Below are 18,893 nucleotides of genomic sequence, written 5' to 3' on the forward strand. Positions count from 1 at the left end.
TTAATGAAACTTGTCTTACAATAAAGAGAAAGCATGACAAGGAGGTATAGGAATGCCACAAACCTATCAGCAATATTTAAAGGAACACCATGAGCAGCATTTAAAAGAACTGTTTGATTTTCTCCAAATCCCGAGTGTCAGTTCCTTATCCGAACATCAAACAGATGTGAGAAAAGCAGCGGAATGGCTGAAAGCGGAGCTTGGGAAAACAGGCCTCGAACATACCGCAGTGATGGAAACGAAAGGAAACCCGGTTGTATACGGCGACTGGCTTCACGCAGACGGGAGGCCGACCGTCCTGATTTACGGGCATTACGACGTCCAGCCGGTTGACCCGCTGAACCTCTGGAAAAGCGATCCGTTCAAACCGGAGATCCGCGATGGCAAAATTTTTGCCCGCGGCGTGAGCGATGATAAAGGGCAGGTGTTTATGCATATCAAAGCGATCGAGGCGCTGATGGAAACGGAAGGGGAACTGCCTGTCAATATCAAAGTGTTGTTTGAAGGGGAAGAGGAAATCGGCAGCCCGAATCTTGCGCCATTTGCAGAAGCGCATCAGGAACTTTTAAAAGCGGATTTGATCGTCGTTTCCGATACCGGCATGCCGGAATTGGGAAAACCGACGATCTGCTACGGGCTGCGCGGCTTATGCGGCCTTGAAATCTATGTAAAAGGCGCATCAAGCGATCTTCATTCCGGCGAATACGGCGGCGGGGTGCAAAATGCTGCCACTGCGCTGGTTGAATTGCTGGCATCCTTCCATGGCCAGGACGGCAGGGTTTTGGTGGAAGGCTTTTATGACAAAGTGGAAGCAAGCACGCCGGAAGAAAAAGAAGCGTTCGCAAAACAGGCGGCATATGAAAGCCAAATACAGGCGCAGCTTGGCGTGCCTGTATTGTTCGGGGAAAAAGGCTACTCGTACGCAGAAAGAACATCCGTCCGGCCGACGCTTGAGATCAACGGCTTACAAAGCGGTTTTACCGGGGAAGGCCTGAAAACCGTTTTGCCGTCTGAAGCCTTTGCGAAAGTGACCTGCCGCCTTGTGCCAAACCAGGATCCGTACGAAATTCTGTCGTTAGTGAAAAAACATATTGAAGCCCATGCCCCAAAAGGCGTAACCATTTCTGTAACCGAATTTGACAAAGGTTACCCGTATGTCACGCCGCGCAAGCATCCTGCCATCCAGCTTTGCGGAAAAGCGTATGAAAAAGTGTACGGCGTGCCGGTTACTTATACAAGGGGCGGCGGGTCGATCCCGATTGTCGCAGAATTTGATCGCATTTTAAAAATTCCGGTCGTACTGATGGGATTTGCCCTTTCGTCGGAAAATGCCCATGCGCCGAACGAACATTTCCATCTTGAAAATTTTGATAAAGGCATCCAGACCATTTGCACGTATTGGAACGAGCTCAAAACATGGCCGCTTTCATAAGATATGGAGGAATGCCCCGCATGCGGGATTTCTTTAAAACGCTTTAAAAAGGATGTGGGAGATGTTGCGTCCGGTCTTATTGGGGGTATGTGCCGCCTTCTTTTTCGCGGTGACATTTGTTTTAAACCGGTCGATGGAACTGTCGGGCGGCAGCTGGATTTGGAGCGCCTCCCTCCGGTACATTTTGATGGTTCCGTTTTTGCTTGTGATCGTGCTTGCCAGGAAAAATTTTAAAGCCTTATGGGCGGAAATGAAAAAGCATCCGGCCGGGTGGTTATTGTGGAGCTTTACCGGTTTTGTTCTTTTTTATGCGCCGTTATGTTTTTCGGCAGCTTATGCGCCCGGATGGCTCGTGGCCGCCACCTGGCAGATCACGATTTTATCCGGTTCGCTGCTTGCCCCGTTCTTTTTTAAAACGGTGGAGACGCCAAAGGGCCTGCTAAAAATCCGGGAGCCCATCCCGTTCCGCGGCTTGCGCTGGTCGCTTGTGATTTTGCTCGGCGTTTTGATGATGCAGCTTGAGCAGGCCGGCCGGATCAGCTTCCGGGAAATGATACTGGGTGTCCTTCCAGTCATTGTGGCGACTTTTGCTTATCCTTTGGGCAACCGGAAAATGATGGAATTGTGCGAAGGCCGGCTCGATACATTCCAGCGTGTGCTCGGCATGACGCTTGCCAGCCTGCCGTTCTGGTTTATCCTGTCATTGTACGGTTTAAAGGCGTCCGGCCCGCCGTCCGGAAACCAAATCGTGCAATCAGGCGTGGTTGCGGTCTTTTCCGGGGTGATTGCCACGGTATTGTTTTTCCGGGCAACCGATCTTGTCCGCGGTGACATGCAAAAATTATCGCTTGTGGAAGCGACCCAGTCATTGGAAGTGCTGTTTGCGCTGTTCGGGGAGATGGCCATTTTACCGGTTGCGGCGCCATCGCTGTTGTCCCGGTTCGGCATCCTCACGGTTGCTGCCGGCATGGTGCTGCACAGCCTGATGTCACGAAAAACGGTTGCGCCGGCTGCATGGAGGATGAAAAAGTCAGAAATCAGCGGATAAGAAAATATGGGAAAAAATGAGACAAAATGAGACAGCTGTCCCGGTTTGTCTCATTTTTTTATGTGCCGCCTGGAAGAAACGGGATGAAAGCGGGGTTTTCAGTTGGCACACTTCTTGCTTATTTACAAAGTGAAAGGTGACGATAAGGAGGATGGATAAATGGAAACAGTAAAAGCGGGCGAACTGCAGATCACGAAGGAAAAAGCGCAGTGGATGTTGCAAAAAATGTTTGAAATCCGCAAGTTTGAAGACAAAGTGCATGAAGTGTTTGCGACCGGCATTTTACCGGGTTTTGTCCACTTGTATGCCGGCGAGGAAGCGGTTGCGGTCGGCGTTTGCGCCCACTTAGATGACCAGGATATGATCACAAGCACACACCGCGGCCACGGCCACTGTATCGCGAAAGGCTGCGATTTAAAAGGGATGATGGCGGAAATTTACGGGAAAGCGACAGGCCTGTGCAAAGGAAAAGGCGGTTCCATGCATATTGCCGACCTCGACAAAGGCATGCTCGGCGCAAACGGGATTGTCGGCGGCGGGTTCCCGCTGGCTTGCGGCGCGGCATTGACAGCGAAATATAAAAAGACAAATAATGTAAGCGTTTGCTTCTTTGGGGACGGCGCAAATAACCACGGTACGTTTCACGAAGGCATCAATCTGGCAGCCGTATGGAAACTTCCGGTCATCTTTGTGGCGGAAAATAACGGCTACGGGGAAGCGACGCCATTCCATTATGCATCAAGCTGCAAAACGATTGCCGACCGCGCCGTTGCTTACGATATTCCGGGTGTCCGTGTCGACGGGAAAGATATTGTTGCGGTGTACCAGGCGGCAAAAGAAGCGGTGGAACGCGCCCGCAACGGGGAAGGCCCGTCGCTGATCGAATGCGTGACGTACCGGAACTACGGACATTTTGAAGGGGATGCCCAGACTTATAAAGCGGAAGCAGAAAAGGCGAAGCAGCTGAATGAAAAAGATGCGATCGTCCAATTTAAAAAATTTGTGCTTGAACAAAACCTGCTCAGCGAAGCAGACATCAACAGCCTGGAACAAAAAGTGGAACAGGAGATCGAAGAAGCCGTGAAATTCGGCGAAGACAGCCCGTATCCGGACCCTACCGAACTTTTGAAGGATGTTTATGTATCCTACTAATCCATGAAAAAAGGAGGCTTTTCCAATGGGAAGACAAATTTCTTTTTCGCAGGCCATTAACGAAGCGATGAAACTGGCGATGAGAAGAGATGAAAACGTGATTTTGATGGGGGAAGACGTTGCCGGCGGCGCGGAAGTCGACCATCTGCAGGATGAAGAAGCATGGGGCGGCGTGCTTGGCGTGACGAAAGGCCTTGTCCAGGAATTCGGCCGCGGGCGGATTCTTGATACGCCGATTACGGAAGCGGGCTATATGGGGGCTGCGATGGCTGCCGCTTCAACAGGATTGCGGCCGATTGCAGAGCTCATGTTCAACGATTTTATCGGCAGCTGTCTGGACGAAGTGCTTAACCAGGGCGCGAAATTCCGGTACATGTTTGGCGGAAAGGCGCAAGTGCCGGTGACGGTCCGGACGATGCACGGCGCCGGTTTCCGGGCGGCGGCCCAGCACTCGCAAAGCCTATATGCGCTGTTTACATCGATTCCGGGATTAAAAGTCGCCGTGCCGTCAACGCCATATGATGCGAAAGGGCTGCTTTTGGCTGCGATCGAAGACAATGACCCGGTTATCTTTTTTGAAGATAAAACGCTTTACAACATAAAAGGGGAAGTGCCCGAAGATTACTATACGATTCCGCTCGGCAAGGCGGACACGAAACGTGAAGGAAGCGACATCACCATTGTTGCGGTCGGCAAACAGGTACAGACCGCACTTGAAGCGGCAGACCGGCTTGCCAAAGATGGCATTGAAGCGGAAGTGATTGATCCGCGCAGTTTATCGCCGCTCGATGAAGGGGCGATTCTCCAGTCGGTCGCAAAAACAAACCGGCTCGTTGTCGTCGATGAAGCGAACCCGCGGTGCAATGTGGCAACCGATATTGCGGCGCTTGTTGCCGATAAAGGATTTGATGATCTGGATGCCCCGATCAAACGGATCACGGCACCGCACACGCCGGTTCCGTTCTCGCCGCCGCTTGAAGATTTGTATTTGCCGTCCGCCGGGAAAATTGTGCAGGCGGTATCAGAGCTCTTGGGAGAACCGGTCGGGCAATAACAGACAGATAGAAAGGAGTGGTTGGCATGCCGGTTGAAGTCATTATGCCCAAACTTGGGATGGCAATGAAAGAAGGAACCGTTTCACAGTGGAATAAAACAGAAGGAGAAGCCGTTAAAAAAGGCGACCCGATCGCCAGCATCAGTTCAGAAAAAATAGAAATGGAAATCGAGTCCCCTGCGGACGGCAGTGTATTAAAAATCAATGTGCCGGAAGGAAAGGGAGTGCCGCCGGGAACGGTGATTTGCTATATCGGAAATCCGGATGAAGAAGTGGCGGCAACAGCAGCCCCGGTGCAGGAAGAAAAAGGCCAAAAAGAAGAAATACAGGCGGCACATCCCGCACCGCCCCCGAAAAAGCCGGGAAAAGCGCGCGTGAAAATTTCCCCGGTCGCGCGGAAAATGGCGGAAGCATCAGGCATCAAACCGGAAGATATAATAGGGACCGGCCCGGGGGGCAGGATTACAAAAGAAGATGTGGAACAGGCCATTGCGTCGGCAAAAGAAAGCCGCAAACAGGACATCCCCGTCCAGGCGGTGGCAGAAGAACCGCAGCGCATACCGGTATCCGGCATGCGCAAAGTGATCGCAGAACGCATGCATTTAAGCCTGCAATCGGCTGCACAGCTGACGATCACGATGAAAGCGGATGTCACGGAACTATTGGCGCTGCAAACGCAAGTGAAAGAGACAATTGCAAAACGGTACGGCAGCAAACTGACGATCACGGATTTTGCAGCAAGGGCTGCCATCCTTGCTCTCGAAAACCATCCGGAAATGAACAGTGCGTTTATGGATAACACCATCGTCACTTACCTGGAAATCCATTTGGGCATTGCAACGGCGGTTGAAAAAGGGCTTGTTGTCCCGGTCATCCGCCATGCCGAAAGCAAATCGCTGATCGATCTGGCAAAAGAAATCAAAGAAAAAGCAGCGGCAGCAAGAGCCGGGAAACTTCCGGCAGATGAGATGCAAGGGTCCACTTTCACCATTTCAAGCCTGGGTGCAAGCGGCGTCGAATTTTTCACGCCTATTTTGAACCCGCCGGAAGCCGGGATATTGGGTGTCGGTGCCGTTTCGGATGAAGCTGTTTTTATCGGGGACAAAATTGAAAAACGGAGCCGGCTGCCGCTCAGCCTGACGTTTGACCACCGCGTGCTCGACGGGGCGCCGGCAGCAGCCTTCCTGCAAACGGTCAAGCAATATTTGGAAGAACCAGTTACGATGCTTTTGTAGGAAAGAAGGGATCAGGATGGGAACCATCGGGATTTTAGGCGGCGGGCCTGCGGGCTACGTCGCTGCCATTACAGCAGCACAGCAGGGTGCGGATGTCATTTTATTTGAACAGGCAAACTTAGGCGGCACATGCTTAAATGAAGGGTGCATGCCGACCAAGACGCTTTTGGAAAGTGCAAGGCGCTACCGGGACATCCGGGAAGCGGACAAATTTGGGATCCGGGTGAACAAGGAAGCGGTGTCCATTGACTGGCCCGCCCTGCTTGAAAGGAAAAATGCAATCGTTTCCCGGCTTGTGCAGGGCATCCATTACTTAATGAAAAAAAACAAAATCAAAATCGTGCAGGGAAAAGCGGCATTCCAGTCACCCCATGTTGTCCTTGCAGAAACGCTGGACGGCACGGTTGAAATAAAAGCGGACCAGTTCATCATCGCAACAGGGTCTGAACCGGCAGCCCTCCCGTTTGCGCTGTTTGACGGAAACTGGATCATCGACAGCACGCAGGCCATGTCTCTTCCCAGCGTGCCTCCATCGCTCGTGGTCATTGGCGGTGGGGTAATCGGCTGTGAGTTTGCGAGCATTTACAGCCGGCTTGGGGCAAAAGTATCGATCATAGAGATGGCCGCGCATATTTTGCCGGGGGAAGATGCGGATATCGCGGGTATTTTAAAAGAGCAGCTTGAAAAAGACGGGGTGGATATTTATACATCGGCTGCCGTTAAAAAACTGGACCGTGACAAGAAATGTGCGCTGATTGAGCAGGGAGGGAACACGCGCGAGATTTACGGGGCGCATGTGCTGGTTGCAATCGGCCGGAAACCGTCTGTCAACGGGATCGGACTCGAAAATGCCGAGGTGGCGTATGAAAAATCGGGCATTAAAGTCAATGAAAAGATGCAGACGAACATCCCCCATATTTATGCCTGCGGGGATTGTATTGGCGGCATCCAGCTTGCGCATGTCGCTTTCCATGAAGGAAAAGTGGCTGCGCTCAATGCATCGGGAATCGAGGCAAGTGCGGATTATAAGGCCGTTCCCCGCTGCATTTATACGTTTCCGGAAATTGCCGCAACCGGCCTCACCGAAAAGCAGGCGAAAGAAGTGTACGGTGCTGTCCGGATCGGCGAATATCCGTTTTCGGCAAACGGAAAGGCGATGATCAGCGGGGAACAGGCCGGGAAAGTGAAAGTCATCATCGAACCGGAATACGAAGAGGTGGTCGGCCTGTCCATTTGCGGCCCGCATGCAACCGAACTGGTCGGGCAGGGGGTATTGATGCTGAACGGGGAAATGACGGCTGATCTGCTTGAACGCTTGATTGCCGCCCATCCGACCGTCTCAGAAGCCATCCACGAAGCCGTTTTAAACGCACAGGGCCATCCGGTGCACGTATAACCATGCCCGGCAGTTTGGGACTGCCGGGCATATTCATTCTATATTGAAAACGCTTTCCACATTCGATTATAATAGAAAAGAACATCACGACTTTCTTCCTGATGCGCAATTTTCTATGATGAGTCGGAGGGATGAAAGATGGCTGTATGTTATTGGAATACGTGGAAAAAGTTTGTCCAGGAAGGGATATTGGATTCTGGGAGAATCAACAACCGGATCGCTGAATCGTGGTACCGCTGTAAAAAACGGGATGTTAACCCCTATTTGCGGAAAGGGCAGCATATCCTACCGGTTGAAAAACTATTGGCACACCGGGAACGGCATAAAGATTTTTTGAATATTGCCGAACGCCATGTGAAAAAGATGGAGCCTGTGTTTCAGGAAGCTGGCATGATGGCGCTCCTGATTGATCCTTGCGGGCATGTGCTGTCCGTATCAGGAAACCGGAAAACCATTTTTGAAGCACAAAAAATTAATTTTGTCGAAGGGGTTTGTTGGACGGAAGAGCGGGTCGGCACGAATGCGATCGGCACTGCGCTTGAGACGGGGGAAGCCGTGATGGTGAACGGCCCTGAGCATTTCTCGGTTGCCTCCCACCAGTGGAGCTGTGCGGCTGCGCCGGTTTACGACAGCCAAAGGAATCTTGTTGGCGTCATGGACTTAACATGCCCGTATACCGAATCCCACCCTTTCATGCTCGCCATGGTTTCATCGCTCGCTTATACAGCAGAGCAGGAAATGGTACGCATGGCAAAAAGCCGGCATGAACGTTTCATCCAAAAGGCTGTTGAACTTTCGGACCAGTACGGGGACCGGTTACTCGCCATTACGGATGAAGAAGGAAAAACCGTGGCGGCAAGCCGGCCGCTCCGGAAGAAATTGCCGGATTATTTTGGCAGAACGATTGAAGAATTGACCTCCCAAACGGATACCATTGTAAACCAATCCATTCCATTGCCTTCCAGCCGGGAAAAAATCGGCACTTGTTTCTTTTTATCTGAAAATAAAAATCTGTCTGGAACCCTTCTTCCAAAAGAAAGGTTCGTCTTCCGCGGCGTCACCGGCATAAGCAAAAGTTTTCAGGAAACGTTGCGCAAAGCCCGGATTGCCTCCCTTTCTGATACCACTTGTTTTATCACGGGTGAGACCGGGACAGGAAAGGAGCTGGTCGCACGTGCCATCCATGAAAACAGTAGCCGGAAAAACGGCCCGTTTATTGCCGTCAATTGCGGGGCTGTGCCGAAAGAATTAATGGAAAGCGAGTTTTTCGGTTATGCCGACGGGGCGTTTACCGGCGCAAAACGGGGCGGCCATAAAGGAAAATTCGAGCAGGCCCATGGCGGAACCTTATTTCTTGACGAAGTGGCCGAGCTGCCGCCTGCCATGCAAACGGCGCTGCTCCGCGTCCTGCAGGATAGAAAAGTTGTGCCGGTCGGTGCCACAAAAGAAGTGGCTGTGGACGTCCGGATCATTGCCGCGACCCACAAGGATTTGCCGAAGCTCGTCAAAGAAGGGAAGTTCCGTGAAGATTTGTTTTACCGCCTGTATGTTTTTCCCGTCCGCCTTCCTGCCTTGCGCGAAAGAAAAGAAGACTTGCCTGCTTTGATTCAGTATATCGGCAGGAAAAAAAATCAAGACTTCGAAATCCCGCCGGCGGTTTTGAAAAAAATGCAGGATTATCATTGGCCCGGCAATATCCGCGAACTGATGAATGTGATCGAAAATGTGCGGCTGCTTGCACTGGCCGGTGAAGAAGAAGTGGAACGGTATGTGGACGAATATGTTTCCGGGCAGACCGGGCTTTGCGGCAAGGAAAAACAGGACGCGCCGCTGACCCCGCGGGAAGCGATTGAGCGCGATATGATCCTTGAAGCTTTGAAACATACGAAAGGAAATGCGGCGGCAGCGGCGAAAATGCTGGATATTCCGCGCAGCACATTTTACAGGAAACTGCGGAAATACGGCTTGTAACGATTGAATGCTAGGTTTCAGGGTATAGAAAAAATATCATCTTGGAACCGGGTGGTTATGTTGTTGGATACCGTATGGAAAGCATTCTCGGACATTCATCTTTTTCGTTTTGCGCTGGGTACGGCAGTGCTGCTTGTTGCCGGCAAGCTGCTGAAGTGGACGGTATCGGTTGCAGCCAAAAGGAACCGCCGGCTGCAAAAAACGGTAGTGCCGGCGGTTTATTCGATTACAAACTGGGCTTGTTTATACGGTGTGCTGATGATTTTCCTGTTTGATTTCTCCAATAACAGGTGGTTGTTTTACCCGCTTTATTCCAAAGGCGGGCTTGATGTCACGCCGTTTTTGCTGATTGTCGCTTTAATGATTGTCACACTCGCGCACCGGCTTGTGAAGCTTCTGACAAAATATGTGCTTTCAACCGTTTATGACCATTACCACGTTGACCGCGGGCTCGGGTATACATTTAACCGCCTCATTTATTATACCGTCATGATTGCTGCACTTTGTATCAGCTTTACAACGGTCGGCCTTGACCTGTCCGCACTCGGGGCGGTTTTAGGCGTAATCGGGATCGGGCTCGGCTTCGGCATGCGCAACATCGCGGCAAACTTCGTATCCGGGATCATCATTTTATTTGAACGTCCGATTGAAGTCGGGGAAACGGTTGAAATCAATGAGGAAACCGGCAGAGTGGAAAAAATCAATCTCCGTGCCACGACGGTCCGGCTCGATAAAAGCGGCACGCTGATTGTCCCGAATCAATATTTTATTGAACAGGTCATTAAAAACCGGACGACGGAAAAGCCTTCTGCCTCCATCCAGGTCAGCGTCAGTTCCGGAATGGATACAAAAAAGGTGGAAAAGCTGCTGCACCAGGCTTTTGAAATAGTGAAAGAAGCAGATCACAGTCTGGCGCCGGATACGACTGCGTCTGTAAAGCTGATCCGGCTGCGGAACCATAGCTTTGATTTTCTTGTAGAGATCCCGCTTTTGCCGGGCAGCCAGAAAGACGGGATTGAAAATGAAATGCGCCATGTGATCGTCCGGCTGTTCCGCGAAAACGGCATTGAATTTGCAAAAGAACCGATCGAACAGGTGATTTTGCGGGACAGTTGAGGCCAACCCAAAAAAGCAGGCACTTTTTGCGCCATCTGCCTTATTGGCGGCATTATGCGTATGATTAAAAAAAGTGAAAAAATTTGCCCCCGCCCCTCCGAAAAGTTATCCTTATAGAAGGAGGGGATGGATTTGGCAAGTTTTACGGAAAAAAAGGATTCGTGCGACTTCACGAAAGTGGCGGAAAATGTGTGGAAACTGGTCGTCCGTTTTCCGTTTGGCATGCGGGAGGTCAATTGCTATCTTTTTAAAGGGGAAAAAGGGTACACCATTGTGGACACAGGGGACTGCCATGAAACGGCGAAGGAAACATGGAACAAAGTGCTGGCATCGGTTTTTCCCATTGAAAAAATTGTGCTGACACATTCGCATCCCGACCATCTCGGGCTTGCGAAATGGCTGAAAGAAAAATACAGCGTGCCTGTTTTCATGTCCGATTTAAGCTTTCAGGCCATGCAGGAAACAAAGGCCCGTTTTGCCGCTTCACATGATAAATACGAAGCGGTTTTGCAAAAACATGGCGGGCCGGCTTTGCCGAAACGGAATTTTGCTCGGGAGATCCCGAAATATGATTTTGAACCGGACGGGCTTTTTAAAAATGGCGAACAGGTCCTGCTCGGGGATGATCCTTACGAAGCGATCCGGACGCCGGGCCATGCGCCGGACCATTTTTGTTTTTACAATCGCAAAGAGCAAATACTGGTGCTCGGAGACCATGTGTTAAAAGACTTGTCCCCCATTGTTGCCGCCTGGTCTGAAAACGACAAAAACCCGCTTGGGGATTATTTTGATTCGCTCGACCGGATTAAAGACCTCCCTGCCAAAGTGGCGCTTCCGGGGCACGGCGGGCTGATCGGCGATGTAAAGGCGCGGGCGGAAAGCATCCGGATGCGCCATGAGCACAGGCTCAAGCAAATGACCATGTCGCTTCAGGAAGGGGAGAAAACAGCGGCGCAAATCTGCCGGGATACTTACGGCGATGTCGCATTAAAGCAATTTTTTGCGCCGTTTATGGCAACGATTACAAGATGCCTTTATCTGGAATCCGCCGGGAAAATTTCGAGCCGGCTGGAGAATGGTAAAATTTTATATTTTTTGCCCTGATATGCCCGCATCTGCTTCAGTTTAAGAAGCAGATGATTTTTTTGCGACGAAGGAACAGGCGTGCAGCAGGCAAACCGAAACCGGATGCGCGGATTTGCGTATCGGCAAGGCTTTAGGCGGGCGATAAATATAGGGCAAGCGGCAAACCGGGCTGACGTTTTCCCTACATATATAGGAATTGGCCTTGGAAGGTTCGGAATATATAATCAGTTGTGAAAGCTATCTTTACAAAAAGTCCTACGGTGTGATGTCAAGGGTTAAAAACAAGTGAATTGGAAATTTTGTTGGCTCTATGTCATAAAAATGGCAATACTGAACTAAGCCTCCAGATAATTGGAATAATCTGGAAGTTTTCAAGTTCAGGCTATCGATGATGGTTACCTGGTTACCTCATCGCGTCACCTTCTTTTTCGGCGCATAAATTTGATCGTTGCGGAGCAGCGCATCGATCAGGCGCACCAGTTTTCTTGCCGTTAAGACGAGGGCGCGTTTGTGTGAGTGCTTATGCACCTCACGATATTTCTTTTGGTAAAAGGCGCGGTACTCAGGTTCGTGTCGCCGGACCAGATTGGCAGCCTCAACCAGGTAATACCGGAGATAACGATTGCCTGTACGCGCAAGCATTTTGTCATCAGCCTCAAAATCACCCGATTGGTGGCGGGGCCAGAACAATCCGGCAAATTTTGCGATCGCGGCTTGGTCGTCAAAGCGCTCAATGTCGCCGATTTCAGCGAGAATCCCAGCACAGCTCACCGGGCCTATTCCCGGAATGGTCTGGAGGGTATTCGGGATTCCATCAAGAACGCGGGCAATCGCCTTATCCAAATCCTTGATTTGGCGTTTAAGATGCCGGATGATCTCAATAGAACTGCCCAGGACCAAGTCAATCGAATCCTCCACACATTTAGAAAGCCGGTAAGAGGACCGGGCAGCTTTTTGGATGGATGCGGCCAAATCCTCGGGATCGCTAAAGCGGCCATGGCCTTTGGTCTGGAGATACATCGCTAAGTCCTCCAGAGGCATTTGGGCAATTTCATCGAGGCTATAGGCCTCAAGCAAAAATTCCGTTATGGCATGGCCGAAGACCGATGTATCCACTTCAAGGTTAAAGGCACTGAATTTGAAAAACAGATGATTCAAAAATACCTGTTGTTCCCGGGTTAAACTTTGAATCAGGTGATAGCGCATCCGTGTTAACCGTTGAAGGGCAAGGTATTGTTCTGACTGAATCACGGATTTCGGCAATCTCCCGAAACGCAAGCGGTCCGCAATTACCCAGGCATCTTTGGGATCGGTCTTGTCCATCTCGGCATAAGCCTTTTTGAAATTTCTCACCAGCTTCGGATTCAGGGTAAACACCTTTGTACGACGCTGTTTCAGCTCGGGATCTTCATGGAAAAACATTGCCGGGTGCCAACTATACACAGATGTGGCCTCCATGGCGATCTGGATGGTGTCATCCGCCTCCGCATGTTGGAGGATGGTGTCTCTTAACTCAGAGGCACCGGGAAGATTGTTTGTCACCGTTTGGGTGGCCAACGTTTCCCCCATTCCATCCATCAGGCAGGCATCGAGGTTTTTGGAGCTCACGTCAATACCGACAAATAAGGGCATATGATTTCCTCCTCTCTGTATTGGGATCGATGGAATCGGACGCTTCGGGATATCCCCAGATGGCTTGCCGATCTGTCAGCCTCGCGTATGAGAACTCATCCGGGCCGTGGGCTGCCTGGAACTGCTCATTTCCAGCACGGAGATCCGGAGGAACGGCCTACGGGTTAGACGTTCAAGCAAGAACCTGGGGATGCAGACTTTTCGAGTAGTCAGGCTACAAGGAGGGGAAGCATTGACCCAAACGATCCTAAGACCATTATCCGGGAACATCGCGAAGCGTCCAAGTCCGAACTTGTATTCCGGGCTCGCCCGGAATACAAAATCTTATATTCACTTGTCAATGAGCAGCAGAATGAACTGGAAATTGACATCCACTTTGGATTTAAACTTATTATACGAGGAGGAACCGCATGGAAACCGTTGACGAAATTTTTCAAACCATTGATGCTGCCTTGAAGAAAGATCCTTCCCGGTCACAAGGAATGAACGCGGTATACCAGTTTAACTTAAGCGGGGAAGAAGAAGGGGCTTACCATGTCGTTATGCGCCCGGAAGGCAGTTACGCCGGGGCGGGGGAAGCGGAGGATCCGAATTGTACGCTCTCTCTGTCATCCGCTGACTTTAAAAAACTGGTGCAAGGCAAAATGAACGGCACGACGGCTTTTTTAACCGGCAAACTCCGGCTGAAAGGGGATATGGGGCTGGCTTTGCGGCTGCAGGACGTTTTGTTGGCATATAACGCTTCGTGATGGAAGCAAAAGAAGCGAAAGGAGGGCAAAATGATTTCATACAAACGGCGGCAGCTGCGAAACACCTGTGAAAATGTCTTCTTTTCCGCTTTTCCGGCACGTGCCGGCCCGGGCAAAAAAAGCTGGCATGCTGGCAAAAGCAATTGATTGACTCAATTCACCAGGATCGCCACAGTTTTGCCGGATTTTTCGCCATTATGTGAAATCCTTTCCCATTCTGTTGCTGCTTTTTCATACGCTTGTTTTGTCCGTTCGTCAAAGCAAACCATCCAAACTTCCTGGACGGAGCCGGAAGTTTCAAGGAATGTGCAAATGGTGCGGACAGCGATCCGGGCAGCCGCATCCACCGGGTAATGGTAAACGCCGGTGCTGATGGAAGGAAAGGCAACCGTCCGCAGCCCTTTCGATTCAGCGAGGCGCAGGCTGTTTTGGTAACTGTTTTCCAATAATTCGGCTTCATGATGGCCGCCTCCCTGCCAGACGGGGCCGGGCGTATGAATGACGTATTTTGCCGGGAGCCGGTATCCTTTCGTTATCTTTGCTTCGCCGGTCGGGCATCCGTTCAATTTCCGGCATTCCTCCAGGAGCCCGGGCCCTGCTGCCTTGTGGATGGCCCCGTCCACTCCGCCGCCGCCAAGCAGTGTTGTATTCGCCGCATTCACGATGGCGTCCGTTTTGGCTTTTGTAATATCGCCAAGCACGATTTTAAAAGACTTCATCCCCATCATCTCCGTTTCTGTTCTTTGTTTTATTTTAGCACAGGAAGAGGCGGATGTTTAAATGCCGGTATAGTTTCATACCCCCCTATCCATACTTTAATTATAAAAAGAAACGGAGGTTTTGATATGGATGCAAGACGTGCGCAGGAAATTATGAACGTGCCGGAAATGGTGACGGTCACCTTGAACGGGGAAAGGATTTACATCGAGCACGTTGACCGGCAGGAAGAAACGGCAACGGTGCATACCCTTGACCATCCGGATAAAAAAATGAGCGTTCCCGTCAACTTTTTGCTGGAACATTAAAACCGCTTTTGAGCGGTTTTTTTCGGTTGACAGCGAAAATACAAACATTTAGAATTTTAGATATGAACGGATTTTCACGGGAGAGGGGTTTGGCCAAATGAATCTGGAAAACAGCACAGCCATTGTAACCGGCGGGGCATCAGGACTCGGGGAAGCAACGGTGAGAAAATTGGTGGAAAGCGGCGCAGAGGCGGTTGTTTTTGACCTTCAGCAGAAAAAAGGGGCAAAATTGGAGCAGGAACTAAAAGGCCGTGTCCGCTTTTTCCAAACGGATGTAACCGACGAGAAAAGTGTCCAATATGCCCTGGAACAAATTGAAAGCGTTAACATTCTGGTGAATTGTGCCGGCATCGGAGCGGCGAAAAAAACATACGGCAAAAGCGGCGCCCATGATCTTGCCTCTTTCCGGAAAGTGATTGAGGTGAACCTGATTGGCACTTTTAATGTGATCCGGCTTGCCGCTGAAAAAATGGCACAGAACAGCCCGAACGAGGAAGGGGAAAGAGGGCTGATCATCAATACAGCCTCGGTTGCCGCTTTTGAAGGGCAGATCGGGCAGGCGGCGTACAGCGCGTCAAAAGGCGGCATTGTCGGGATGACACTTCCGGTTGCCAGGGATCTTGCCGGGCTTGGCATCCGTGTTGTCACGATTGCACCGGGTGTATTTGAAACGCCGCTTTTTGCTTCTTTGCCGGAAAAAGCAAGGGATGCGCTTGGCAAAATGACGCCGTTTCCTCCCCGTCTCGGACGGCCGGCGGAGTATGCGCAGCTTGTCCAAAGCATTGTCCTGAACCCGATGCTGAACGGGGAAACGATCCGCCTTGACGGTGCGATCCGGATGCAGCCGAAGTAATGGGTGTGAGCTGGCGCTGGAAAAATCCGCCGGTAGGCAGATGCGGGAAACATATCTGAAACCGCACGTGCCCGGCGGATTGGACGTTTGCTTAACGTGCCGATAAATAAGATTTTCAAAGCATTCGTCCGGGCCGGGCACCATTTTTCAAAAAGGCCCGTGCAAATGCGGGTTTACAAACGGAATCGCAGGTTTGGAAAACGCAGGGTGTAAGCGGAGTGGAAAATTTTTATGGTGAGGGGAATTCGGATGCGGGAAGCGGTCATTGTAGAGGCGGTTCGGACACCCGTTGGAAAGCGGAACGGATTATTAAGCGGGATCCGGGCGGAAGAACTGGCGGCGAAAGTTTTGCAGGAAGTGGTTAAACGAACGGGGATATCCCCGGATTTGGTGGAAGATGTGATCATGGGCTGCGTTTCCCAGGTCGGGGAACAGGCGTCTGATATTGCGCGGCAGGCAGCGCTGATCGCCGGATTTCCGATTGAAGTGCCCGGTGTTACTATTGACCGCCAGTGCGGATCCAGCCAGCAGGCGGTGCATTTTGCAGCCCAGGCGGTTCTTTCCGGCGATATGGATGTGGTGATTGCAGGCGGGGTTGAGAGCATGTCACGCGTTCCGATCGGGTCCAACAGGAGCGGCGTACAATTTAGCAAGGTACTCACAGCAAAATACAACATGATCCATCAAGGGCTGTCCGCGGATTTGATTGCGGAAAAGTGGGGCATCAGCCGTGAAAAGATGGACCATTATGCGTTGGAAAGCCATAGGCGTGCATTGCAAGCGCAAAAAGAAGGGCGTTTTGACAGGGAGATCATGCCGGTTGAAGCGGAACAGCCGGATGGCATAGCCGTATCGGTTGTGAAAGACGAAGGCCCGCGTGCAGATACATCGGTTCAAAAATTGGCCGCGCTGAAACCGGCTTTTCAGGAAGACGGGCGTATCACGGCAGGCAATGCGAGCCAGATTAGCGACGGGGCAGCTGCCGTTTTAATCATGTCCCGCACAAAAGCAGAGTCACTCGGCCTGAAGCCGCGATTCCGTATTCTCGCCCGGGCCGTTGTCGGGTCCGATCCGACACTGATGCTGACGGGGGTGATCCCGGCTACGGAAAAAGTGCTGCACCAGGCGGGCCTTTCGATTGATGATATAGATGTATTTGAAGTGAACGAGGCATTTGCTTCCGTACCGCTTGCCTGGCTTTTAGAAACCGGCGCCAGTCCGGAAAAACTGAACCCGAACGGCGGTGCGATTGCGCTTGGCCATCCGCTTGGCGCAAGCGGGGCGCGGCTTATGACAACGATGGTGCACGAACTGGAACGAACAAACGATCGTTACGGCTTGCAAACCATGTGCGAAGGTTATGGGATGGCAAACGCGACGATTATTGAGCGATTGGATTAAAAACATGTTGTCTCCGGCTGCAGGCAGGAAAGGACCGCCGCAGCCGGCGCTTTACTGCGGCAAACGGAAAAACCGGGTTTTTCGAACAGGAGGAGTAAAAATGTTTGTAGGGCAACAGCTTAAATGGCATGCCATTCATCAACCGGACCATATCATCACGTCTTACCGGGGAAAGAAAACGACTTATGCCCAATTTTACTGGCAGTCGGTAAATGTCGCCGCTTTTTTCCAAAAAAAGGGATACAACAAAGGGGACATGATTGCCCTTTTTCTCCATAATTCCGATGCGCTGCTCATTGCCTATTATGCCTGCCAACTGGGTGGTTTTACAGCCATGCCTGTCAATACAAAATTGGCGCCGCCCGAAGTGCAGTATATTTTTCAGCACTCAGAAGCAAAAGCCCTCATCTATGATTCCCGCTTGCTTCATATACTGCATGAAATTCCGCGCGAGTTCCATCAGTTCCAATACCGCCTGGTGGTTGGCGGGGAAGACATATTCCGGGCTGTTGCCGGAGAAAATACTGATGCTTTTATGACTCCCCAAATAGAGGCAGATGATACTGCTGTCGTTTTTTATACATCCGGCACAACCGGCAGGCCAAAAGGCGTCATGCTGTCTGCCGCAAATGTCCGGGCAGCGGCGCAAATCTGGTCTGAGGCAATGGATTTAAACAGGGAAGACCGCGTGCATATTGTAACTCCGTTATTCCATTGCGCGGCATGCCATGTCTTTAGCATTCCATCCATCTACCGTGGCGGCACCATGATCATAGAAGAACAATTTTCCCCTGAGAAAACGCTTGAAACAATGGAAAAAGAAAAAGTTACTGTTTTCTTCGGGGTGCCGGCAATGTACAGTATCCTTCTCAATACGCCGAAAATGGCTCAAGTTGACCTTTCTTATTTGCGATTGTTCTGTTATGGCGCGTCTCCGATGCCGTATGAACGTGTGCGCCAGTTAAAAACGCGTTTTCCGAAAGTAAAAGTGCAAAATTTATACGGGCAGACCGAAAATGCACCGGCCGCTTCAACATTAATTGACCGTTTTGCTTTGGAAAAGGCCGGTTCGGTTGGCAAAGCATTGCCGCAAACGGAAATTCAAGTGGTAGATGCGGGCGGTTCACCTGTTCCCGCCGGGGAAGTAGGCGAAATCATTGTTAAAGGGCCGCAAGTCATGAAAGGATATTTGAAAAATGAAGAAGAAACGCGGAGGGTATTGCAAAACGGCTGGCTTTACAGCGGGGATTTGGGCCGTTTCGATGAAGCCGGTTTTCTCTATTTAGTTGACCGTAAAAAAGATATGTTAATCCGCGGGGGAGAAAATGTTTATCCGGTGGAAGTGGAGGAAGTGCTATATGAAATGCCGGAAATTTTGGAAGCGGCAGTGGTCGGCATTCCGCATGAAATATACGGGGAAGTGCCAAAAGCCTATATTGTCGTGAAAAAAGGCGAAACACTGACAGAAGAAAAAGTGCTCGCCCATTGTTCGGGGAAACTTGCAAAATATAAATGGCCGGCCGAAATGGAATTTTTACAAGCACTTCCACGAAATGCGAGCGGAAAAGTTTTAAAACACGTTTTGCGAAAACAAATCTCCGGGGTATAAGGCAAACAGTACGGCAGCAAAAAATCCCCATTTTGAGAAAAGGCGCCCATGCCGTTTGGGAAAAGCGGAATGCTGGCAATTCGCCGGTATTTTTTTGCGTAATTTGTTTTAATAACACTATGTGCTAAAAGATA

17 protein-coding genes are annotated in these 18,893 nt (G+C 50.8%); 15 read left to right on the forward strand and 2 right to left on the reverse strand.

What is annotated here, in order from left to right; genetic code table 11:
* Positions 1 to 52: 52 nt before the first annotated feature.
* The 9 genes from NSU00_RS07380 to NSU00_RS07420 all read left to right on the forward strand — a co-directional run bounded on the left by NSU00_RS07380 (position 53) and on the right by NSU00_RS07420 (position 11,508).
* Positions 53 to 1,432 (forward strand): dipeptidase, encoded by a 1,380-nt coding sequence (locus NSU00_RS07380; protein WP_258921570.1) that lies wholly within the window; start codon positions 53 to 55, stop codon positions 1,430 to 1,432.
* Between the two features lie 61 nt (positions 1,433 to 1,493).
* Positions 1,494 to 2,480 carry a DMT family transporter gene (locus tag NSU00_RS07385; RefSeq protein ID WP_013859357.1) on the forward strand — a complete coding sequence of 329 codons (987 nt, stop codon included), beginning with the start codon at positions 1,494 to 1,496 and terminating at the stop codon, positions 2,478 to 2,480.
* A gap of 159 nt (positions 2,481 to 2,639) precedes the next feature.
* Positions 2,640 to 3,632 (forward strand): thiamine pyrophosphate-dependent dehydrogenase E1 component subunit alpha, encoded by a 993-nt coding sequence (locus tag NSU00_RS07390; protein ID WP_013859358.1) that lies wholly within the window; start codon positions 2,640 to 2,642, stop codon positions 3,630 to 3,632.
* 25 nt (positions 3,633 to 3,657) lie between these two features.
* Positions 3,658 to 4,686: an alpha-ketoacid dehydrogenase subunit beta gene (locus NSU00_RS07395; protein WP_029142642.1), complete on the forward strand. Its 1,029-nt coding sequence runs from the start codon at positions 3,658 to 3,660 to the stop codon at positions 4,684 to 4,686.
* Between the two features lie 26 nt (positions 4,687 to 4,712).
* A complete protein-coding gene (locus tag NSU00_RS07400) occupies positions 4,713 to 5,921 on the forward strand; it encodes a dihydrolipoamide acetyltransferase family protein (protein ID WP_029142641.1) in 1,209 nt (402 codons plus the stop codon).
* Positions 5,922 to 5,937: 16 nt separating this feature from the next.
* Complete coding sequence (gene lpdA, locus NSU00_RS07405) at positions 5,938 to 7,317, forward strand: dihydrolipoyl dehydrogenase (RefSeq protein WP_340703569.1); 1,380 nt, start codon at positions 5,938 to 5,940, stop codon at positions 7,315 to 7,317.
* A 138-nt stretch (positions 7,318 to 7,455) separates the two neighbouring features.
* The gene (locus NSU00_RS07410) at positions 7,456 to 9,288 is read left to right on the forward strand and encodes a sigma-54-dependent Fis family transcriptional regulator (RefSeq protein ID WP_340703570.1); all 1,833 of its coding nucleotides are present in this window, start codon (positions 7,456 to 7,458) and stop codon (positions 9,286 to 9,288) included.
* A gap of 60 nt (positions 9,289 to 9,348) precedes the next feature.
* Positions 9,349 to 10,404, forward strand: a complete 1,056-nt coding sequence (locus tag NSU00_RS07415; RefSeq protein WP_326241465.1) for a mechanosensitive ion channel family protein — start codon at positions 9,349 to 9,351, stop codon at positions 10,402 to 10,404.
* A gap of 126 nt (positions 10,405 to 10,530) precedes the next feature.
* Complete coding sequence (locus tag NSU00_RS07420; protein WP_235801575.1) at positions 10,531 to 11,508, forward strand: MBL fold metallo-hydrolase; 978 nt, start codon at positions 10,531 to 10,533, stop codon at positions 11,506 to 11,508.
* Positions 11,509 to 11,898: 390 nt separating this feature from the next.
* Here the strand turns inward: NSU00_RS07420 and NSU00_RS07425 are convergent, their stop codons facing one another.
* Positions 11,899 to 13,122: an IS110 family transposase gene (locus NSU00_RS07425; protein ID WP_237349286.1), complete on the reverse strand. Its 1,224-nt coding sequence runs from the start codon at positions 13,120 to 13,122 to the stop codon at positions 11,899 to 11,901.
* 232 nt (positions 13,123 to 13,354) lie between these two features.
* On the opposite strand from NSU00_RS07425, the gene NSU00_RS07430 reads away from it, so the two are divergent.
* The gene (locus tag NSU00_RS07430) at positions 13,355 to 13,546 is read left to right on the forward strand and encodes a hypothetical protein (RefSeq protein ID WP_340703571.1); all 192 of its coding nucleotides are present in this window, start codon (positions 13,355 to 13,357) and stop codon (positions 13,544 to 13,546) included.
* Complete coding sequence (locus tag NSU00_RS07435) at positions 13,533 to 13,871, forward strand: SCP2 sterol-binding domain-containing protein (RefSeq protein ID WP_013859365.1); 339 nt, start codon at positions 13,533 to 13,535, stop codon at positions 13,869 to 13,871. The genes NSU00_RS07430 and NSU00_RS07435 overlap by 14 nt, the downstream gene beginning before the upstream one ends.
* 152 nt (positions 13,872 to 14,023) lie before the next feature.
* Here NSU00_RS07435 and NSU00_RS07440 read toward each other — a convergent pair whose 3' ends face one another.
* Complete coding sequence (locus NSU00_RS07440) at positions 14,024 to 14,590, reverse strand: O-acetyl-ADP-ribose deacetylase (protein ID WP_029142635.1); 567 nt, start codon at positions 14,588 to 14,590, stop codon at positions 14,024 to 14,026.
* 126 nt (positions 14,591 to 14,716) lie between these two features.
* Here NSU00_RS07440 and NSU00_RS07445 point away from each other — a divergent pair, with 126 nt between their 5' ends.
* The 4 genes from NSU00_RS07445 to NSU00_RS07460 all read left to right on the forward strand — a co-directional run bounded on the left by NSU00_RS07445 (position 14,717) and on the right by NSU00_RS07460 (position 18,759).
* The gene (locus NSU00_RS07445) at positions 14,717 to 14,896 is read left to right on the forward strand and encodes an H-type small acid-soluble spore protein (protein WP_013859367.1); all 180 of its coding nucleotides are present in this window, start codon (positions 14,717 to 14,719) and stop codon (positions 14,894 to 14,896) included.
* A gap of 97 nt (positions 14,897 to 14,993) precedes the next feature.
* Positions 14,994 to 15,749 carry a 3-hydroxyacyl-CoA dehydrogenase gene (locus NSU00_RS07450; RefSeq protein WP_013859368.1) on the forward strand — a complete coding sequence of 252 codons (756 nt, stop codon included), beginning with the start codon at positions 14,994 to 14,996 and terminating at the stop codon, positions 15,747 to 15,749.
* Between the two features lie 249 nt (positions 15,750 to 15,998).
* Entirely contained in the window at positions 15,999 to 17,150 is a 1,152-nt protein-coding gene (locus NSU00_RS07455) for a thiolase family protein (RefSeq protein ID WP_029142634.1), read from the forward strand.
* A 100-nt stretch (positions 17,151 to 17,250) separates the two neighbouring features.
* On the forward strand, positions 17,251 to 18,759 hold the full coding sequence (locus NSU00_RS07460) for a class I adenylate-forming enzyme family protein (protein ID WP_340702621.1): 1,509 nt from the start codon (positions 17,251 to 17,253) through the stop codon (positions 18,757 to 18,759).
* Positions 18,760 to 18,893 lie beyond the last annotated feature (134 nt).

Origin of the sequence: Weizmannia sp. FSL W8-0401 (genome assembly GCF_038009125.1) — a bacterium.
GTDB classification, from domain to species: domain Bacteria; phylum Bacillota; class Bacilli; order Bacillales; family Bacillaceae_C; genus Weizmannia; species Weizmannia coagulans.

What these genes read in the sequence shown, in the direction of transcription:
- NSU00_RS07435 (WP_013859365.1), top strand. Translation starts at nt 13,533, where the DNA reads ATGGAAACCGTTGACGAAATTTTTCAAACCATTGATGCTGCCTTGAAG.
- NSU00_RS07400 (WP_029142641.1), top strand. Translation starts at nt 4,713, where the DNA reads ATGCCGGTTGAAGTCATTATGCCCAAACTTGGGATGGCAATGAAAGAA.
- NSU00_RS07455 (WP_029142634.1), top strand. Translation starts at nt 15,999, where the DNA reads ATGCGGGAAGCGGTCATTGTAGAGGCGGTTCGGACACCCGTTGGAAAG.
- NSU00_RS07385 (WP_013859357.1), top strand. Translation starts at nt 1,494, where the DNA reads ATGTTGCGTCCGGTCTTATTGGGGGTATGTGCCGCCTTCTTTTTCGCG.
- NSU00_RS07395 (WP_029142642.1), top strand. Translation starts at nt 3,658, where the DNA reads ATGGGAAGACAAATTTCTTTTTCGCAGGCCATTAACGAAGCGATGAAA.
- NSU00_RS07420 (WP_235801575.1), top strand. Translation starts at nt 10,531, where the DNA reads ATGGATTTGGCAAGTTTTACGGAAAAAAAGGATTCGTGCGACTTCACG.
- NSU00_RS07425 (WP_237349286.1), bottom strand. Translation starts at nt 13,122, where the DNA reads ATGCCCTTATTTGTCGGTATTGACGTGAGCTCCAAAAACCTCGATGCC.
- NSU00_RS07460 (WP_340702621.1), top strand. Translation starts at nt 17,251, where the DNA reads ATGTTTGTAGGGCAACAGCTTAAATGGCATGCCATTCATCAACCGGAC.
- lpdA (WP_340703569.1), top strand. Translation starts at nt 5,938, where the DNA reads ATGGGAACCATCGGGATTTTAGGCGGCGGGCCTGCGGGCTACGTCGCT.
- NSU00_RS07410 (WP_340703570.1), top strand. Translation starts at nt 7,456, where the DNA reads ATGGCTGTATGTTATTGGAATACGTGGAAAAAGTTTGTCCAGGAAGGG.
- NSU00_RS07390 (WP_013859358.1), top strand. Translation starts at nt 2,640, where the DNA reads ATGGAAACAGTAAAAGCGGGCGAACTGCAGATCACGAAGGAAAAAGCG.
- NSU00_RS07440 (WP_029142635.1), bottom strand. Translation starts at nt 14,590, where the DNA reads ATGAAGTCTTTTAAAATCGTGCTTGGCGATATTACAAAAGCCAAAACG.
- NSU00_RS07445 (WP_013859367.1), top strand. Translation starts at nt 14,717, where the DNA reads ATGGATGCAAGACGTGCGCAGGAAATTATGAACGTGCCGGAAATGGTG.
- NSU00_RS07450 (WP_013859368.1), top strand. Translation starts at nt 14,994, where the DNA reads ATGAATCTGGAAAACAGCACAGCCATTGTAACCGGCGGGGCATCAGGA.
- NSU00_RS07380 (WP_258921570.1), top strand. Translation starts at nt 53, where the DNA reads ATGCCACAAACCTATCAGCAATATTTAAAGGAACACCATGAGCAGCAT.